We start from the raw sequence: 4,267 nt of genomic DNA, 5'->3' as shown, positions 1-4,267 counted from the left end.
GCAGCAGGCGGAGCCCGCCGCCGCCGCGAAGAAGGTGGAAGTCCCCGCGGACTCCCCCTCCTTCGGCCCGGCCACCGCGAAGGTGACCATCGTCGAGTGGTCCGACTTCGAGTGCCCGTTCTGCAGCCGCGCCGTGCCGACCCTGAACAAGATCAAGGAGACCTACGGCAAGGACGTGCGCGTGGTGTTCCGCCACCAGCCGCTGCCCATGCACTCGCACGCGAAGATCGCCGCGCAGGCCTCCATGGCCGCCCACGAGCAGGGCAAGTTCTGGGAGATGCACGACAAGCTCTTCGCCAACCAGCGCGCCCTGGAGCGCGGTGACCTGGAGAAGTACGCCCAGGAGCTGGGCCTGGACATGAACAAGTTCAAGGCCGCCCTGGAGTCGAGCAAGATCTCCGCGAAGGTGGACGCGGACTCCTCCGCGGGCATGGCGGTGGGCGCCAACGGCACCCCGGCCTTCTTCATCAACGGCCGCTTCCTCTCCGGCGCGCAGCCCTTCGAGGCCTTCAAGCCCCTCATCGACCAGGAGATCGCCAAGGCCGACAAGGCGCTCGCCGCCGGCACCAAGGCGGAGGACCTCTACGCCAAGCTGAACCAGGACAACGTGAACGCCGCTCCGGCCGCCCCCGCGGCGCCCGCCGAGCCGGAAGTGCAGAAGGTGGAGGTGGGCAACGCCCCGGTGCGTGGCCCGAAGAACGCGCCCGTCACCATCGTCGCCTGGTCCGACTTCGAGTGCCCCTTCTGCAGCCGCGCCGTGCCGACCATCGAGCAGGTGGAGAAGGTCTACAAGGGCAAGGTCAAGTTCGCCTTCAAGCACCAGCCCCTGCCCTTCCACCAGAACGCGAAGCTCGCCGCCGTGGCCTCCATGGCCGCGAACGAGCAGGGCAAGTTCTGGGAGATGCACGACAAGCTCTTCGCCAACCAGCGCGCTCTGGACCGCGCCAGCCTGGAGAAGTACGCCCAGGAAATCGGCCTGAACGTGAACAAGTTCAAGACGGACCTGGAGTCGGGCAAGTTCGACAAGCAGATCGAGGCGGACATGGCGGACGGCTCCTCCAAGGGCGCCAACGGCACCCCGACGTTCTTCATCAACGGCCGCACGCTGGTGGGTGCGCAGCCCTTCGAGGCCTTCAAGAAGGTCATCGACGAGGAGCTGAAGAAGGCCGGCGTCGCGATGGCGGCGGAAGCGAAGTAGCCCCTCCCCGCTGTTGAAGCACAAAGGCCGTCGGCTCCCTCAGCGGGAACCGGCGGCCTTCGTGTTTCCAGCGAGTCCCCGGTGCGGCGTCAGGAGACGGCGATGGCGTCGATCTCCACCTGGGAGCCGCGCGGCAGCGCGGACACCTGCACGGTGGCGCGGGCCGGAGGGGAGCCGGTGAAGGCGCGGCCGTACACCTCGTTCACCTTGGCGAAGTCACCCAGGTTGGTGAGGAAGATGGTGCAGCGCACGACGTGGCTGAAGTCCAGGCCGCTGGCGGCGAGCACGGCCTGCAGGTTCTTCATCACCTGCTCGGCCTGCGCGACGACGTCACCGGGGACCAACTCCATCGTCTTCGGATCCAGGGGAATCTGGCCGGACAGGAACGTCATCTTCCCGGCGTCCACCTGCACGGCCTGGGAGTAGGGGCCAATCGCCTTGGGGGCGTCGTCGGAGTGGATTGCCTTGCGCGCCATGCAGCACACCTCGCGTTGCGGCGGCCCCCAAGGAGGACGGGGGCCGCGGGTCCGCCGCGGGCTGTAGCACAGGACAGGGCTAGATTCGCTCGACCGAGTAGACGCCCGTCAACCGCTCGATGGAGCGCATCAGGTCCGTCAGCTGCTTGAGGTCGGAGATGGTGACCTCGAAGGTATTGACGGCCCGGTCGTCGCCGGTGGCCCGGCAGTTCGCCTGGGAGATGTTGACGCTCTTCTTGGAGAACGTGTTGGTGATGTCCGCCAACAGGCCCGGCCGGTCCGCTGTCAGCACGCGCAGCGTGACGGGCCGCTTGAAGTCGCCCTTCACGTCCCAGGACACGTCCACGCGCCGCTCGGGGTCCGTGGCCAGGGCCTTCTCACACCCCACCGTGTGCACCGTCACGCCCCGCCCCCGGGTGATGAACCCCGCGATGGGGTCTCCGGGAACGGGGTTGCAACAGCGCCCGAAGCGCACCAGCACGTCGTCCACGCCGCCAATCTGGACGCCGCTGCGGCTGTTGCGCCCGACCAGCCGCTTGGCCAGGTCCGTCATGCGCGACAGGCCCGGCAGCATGGACGCGTTCGCCCCCGTACCGTTGCCGTCCGTGGGACGCGGAGGCGGCTCCGCCTGCGCCAGCTTCTCCTGCGGCACCAGGCGCATCACCAGCTGCTGCGGCGTCACCTTGCCGTAGCCGATGGCGACCAGCATGTCGTCCTCGACGCGGAAGCCCAGCTCCTCGGCGACCTTCTTCACCTCGCCGGAGCGCACCAGCTTGTTGAAGTTGAGCTGGAAGCGCTTGAACTCGCGCTCCACCAGCTCACGGCCCAGCTGCAGGCTCTTGTCGCGCTGCTGCTGCTTGATGAAGCCGCGGATGCGCTGCTGCGCGCGGCTCGTCTTGACGAAGGTGAGCCAGTCCTTGGACGGGTGCGCCTGCGGGCTGGTGAGCACCTCCACCGTGTCGCCGTTCTTCAGCTTGTAGCGCAGGGGAACAATCTTGCCGTTCACCTTGGCGCCCACGCACCGGCCGCCCACGTCCGAGTGGATGGCGTACGCGAAGTCCACCGGCGTCGCGCCGCGCGGCAGGCTGCGCACGTCGCCCTTGGGCGTGAAGACGAAGACCTCGTCGGTGAAGAGGTCGACCTTCACCGTCTCCAGGAACTCCTTGGGGTCCTTGAGGTCCTGCTGCCACTCCATCAGCTGGCGCAGCCAGGCGAACTTCTCGTCGTCCTTGGAGATGGGCGCGCGGCCTTCCTTGTAGGCCCAGTGCGCCGCGATGCCCTCTTCGGCGATCTTGTGCATCTCCGAGGTGCGGATCTGCACCTCCACGCGCTCGCTCAACGGACCAATCACCGTGGTGTGCAGGGACTGGTACATGTTGGGCTTCGGGATGGCGATGAAGTCCTTGAAGCGCCCGGGCACCGGCTTCCACATCTGGTGCACCATGCCCAGCGCCTCGTAGCAGGAGGGCACCGACGGCGCGATGATGCGGAACGCGATGATGTCGTGGATCTGATCGAAGTCGATGCCCTGCGACTTGATCTTCTTCCAGATGCTGTAGACGTGCTTGAAGCGCCCGCTGACGTCGCCCTTGAGGCCGCGCTCCTGGAGCTTGGCGCGCATCAGGTCGCAGGTGTCCTCGATGTACGCCTCGCGCTCCTTCTTGCGCTTGTTGAGCTGCTCCTCCAGCGCGAAGAACTCCTGGGGCTTCACGTAGCGGAAGGACAGGTCCTCCAGCTCCGTCTTGATCCAGGAGATGCCCAGGCGGTTGGCCAGGGGCGCGTAGATGTCCAGCGTCTCCTGTCCGATGCGGGCCTGCTTCTCCTCGGACATGTGATCCAGCGTCCGCATGTTGTGCGTGCGGTCCGCCAGCTTCACGAGGATGACGCGGATGTCCTGCGCCATCGCGATGATCATCTTGCGGAAGTTCTCCGCCTGCTTCTCCTCCTGGGAGAGCGTCGCGGACGCGGAGAACTTGGACAGCTTCGTCACGCCGTCCACCAGTTGGGCGACCTCCGGACCGAACAGCTCCGTGAGCTCCTCCGCGGTGGCGAGCGTGTCTTCGATGGTGTCGTGGAGCAGGCCGGTGACGATGGACGCCTCGTCCAGCTTCAGCTCCGCGAGGATGCCCGCCACCTCCAGCGGGTGGACGAGATAGGGCTCTCCCGACTTGCGGAGTTGCCCTTGATGGACCTTGGCCGAGTAGACGTACGCCTTCTTGATGATGTCCAGGTCGGGGTCCGGGTGGTACGACGCAACCCGCTGCAGGATGTCGTTCAGGCGAATCATCGAGGCGGTGACAATCGTAACTGCCTCAAACAGCAGGGGCAACGTTACCCTGGAACATCGCGTGCCCCGCCGGGTCCTGGAGGCCCGGGCGCCCTGGAAATTGGTCCGAGGCTTTCGTTGACCCGGCGTTTCACGCCCCCCTAGATTGGCCCTCTGCCCATGTCTCAGCTTCTGCTGTCCGCGCTCCCGGTGGTCTGCCCGAATTGTGACGGTTTCAACCCGGCACGCTCGGCCACCTGCGCACTGTGCGGCCAGGCGATGGAAGAGGCCGCTCCGGCCCCCCGTCCGGCGGCCACGACCCCGCCC

At 66.8% G+C, this 4,267-nt stretch carries 3 protein-coding genes; 1 reads left to right on the top strand and 2 read right to left on the bottom strand.

Annotation, left to right across the window (positions count from 1 at the left end; genetic code table 11):
* On the top strand, window positions 1-1,198 hold a 1,198-nt coding region (locus D7V77_RS40575; protein ID WP_158624585.1), incomplete at its 5' end, for a thioredoxin domain-containing protein.
* An 89-nt stretch (window positions 1,199-1,287) separates the two neighbouring features.
* Here D7V77_RS40575 and D7V77_RS40570 read toward each other — a convergent pair.
* Together D7V77_RS40570 and D7V77_RS40565 are read right to left on the bottom strand one after the other, a co-directional pair.
* On the bottom strand, window positions 1,288-1,674 hold the full coding sequence (locus D7V77_RS40570; RefSeq protein WP_120581531.1) for a RidA family protein: 387 nt from the start codon (window positions 1,672-1,674) through the stop codon (window positions 1,288-1,290).
* Window positions 1,675-1,753: 79 nt separating this feature from the next.
* Window positions 1,754-3,961 carry a bifunctional (p)ppGpp synthetase/guanosine-3',5'-bis(diphosphate) 3'-pyrophosphohydrolase gene (locus D7V77_RS40565; RefSeq protein WP_120581530.1) on the bottom strand — a complete coding sequence of 736 codons (2,208 nt, stop codon included), beginning with the start codon at window positions 3,959-3,961 and terminating at the stop codon, window positions 1,754-1,756.
* Between the last annotated feature and the right edge of the window lie 306 nt (window positions 3,962-4,267).

The sequence above is a fragment of the Corallococcus sp. CA041A genome, from assembly GCF_003612075.1.
Classification (GTDB): domain Bacteria; phylum Myxococcota; class Myxococcia; order Myxococcales; family Myxococcaceae; genus Corallococcus; species Corallococcus exiguus.
Note: the sequence above shows the minus strand (reverse complement) of the source record. Positions and strands in the feature narration are given on the sequence as shown.